This is a genomic window from Paenibacillus tundrae (assembly GCF_030812775.1).
GTDB lineage: Bacteria > Bacillota > Bacilli > Paenibacillales > Paenibacillaceae > Paenibacillus > Paenibacillus tundrae_A.
The window spans coordinates 1-1,176 of record NZ_JAUSTI010000037.1 but is presented as its reverse complement, the minus strand read 5'-3'; the positions used below and the strand labels follow the sequence as shown (position 1 = coordinate 1,176).

2 protein-coding genes are annotated in these 1,176 nt (G+C 46.1%); both read right to left on the bottom strand.

The window, feature by feature from the left end:
* Positions 1-26: 26 nt before the first annotated feature.
* On the bottom strand, positions 27-890 hold the full coding sequence (locus J2T19_RS28115) for an IS3 family transposase (RefSeq protein WP_307221759.1): 864 nt from the start codon (positions 888-890) through the stop codon (positions 27-29).
* Between the two features lie 11 nt (positions 891-901).
* On the bottom strand, positions 902-1,176 hold a 275-nt coding region (locus J2T19_RS28110; protein ID WP_307221757.1), incomplete at its 5' end, for a transposase.

Here is a 1,176-nt window from a genome sequence, read left to right as displayed (position 1 = left end):
TGGACCTATGTCAAGAAAGTAGACACTTACGCGACGGATTTGTCCGTAAATTTCTTCGCAAAACGAGCAGGGGAAAGATAACCTAGCGCACCATGCATTCGCTTGCGGTTGTAATAGAACTCAATGTACTGGTAAATGGCGTTATAAGCCTCTTCTGGATTCTTAAAACGAGGGTTACAGTAAATAAGTTCCTTCTTCAAAATACTGTGCCAAGACTCGATACATGCGTTATCGTAACAGTTTCCTCGGCGGCTCATACTGAGTTCCATACCATACGATTTCAGTTGCTCCACGTATTCTTTTGACGTGTACTGCGAGCCACGATCCGAGTGATGTAGCAGTCCTGGAGCGGGGCGTTTGGCCCGGTAAGCATCATTCAATGTATCTAGCACCAGACTCGTTTCCATATGGTTGTACAGACGCCAGCCTACAATTTCACGCGTACATAAATCCAGAACACTGGCGAGATATAACCGCCCTCCTCGGCAGGGAATGTAGGTGATATCGGCGACCCATACGGTGTTCGGTTTGGACGTTTGAAATTGCTGGTTCAGCGTATTTGGTGCAATGGGATGATGATGTTTAGAATCCGTCGTTTGGACACGATACCGAGGACTATGCACGGAACGAAGATTCATTTGACGCATGTATATACTGACGGTACGGGAAGAGATTCTGTATCCTTCCAGATGGAGCGCATACGTAATTTTCGGACTTCCACACCGCTTCTGGTGGTCGTAGAAATGAAACCGAATACGCTTCATGATCTCAGTTCTCCGGTGCTGCTGTTTACTCGTTCGATCCATCCGCCACTTGTAATATCCGCTCCGTGACACGTGTAACAGAGTGCACATCTTCTCCAAAGAAAATAGGGAGCGATGGTTTTCCAGAAACTGAAACCTTAGCTCTTTGGTTTGCTGAAGATGTGCACTGCTTTTTTTACAATAGCCAGTTCCTCTTGCGTGTCCGCAAGCGTATGCTCTTTCTCTTGAAGTAACCGGCGCATTTCTTTAAGCTCTGCTTCCAGTTCTTTCACTCGATCTACGCTAGCTACGGGCTCATGTTTAAGTTCGCGATACTTGCCCATCCACTGGTGTAATGTACTTTTTGGAATGTTGAGTTCTTCTGCCAAGTCTCCGAGTGTCTTGGTCTGTTCTTGAATAAATTTTACCGTTT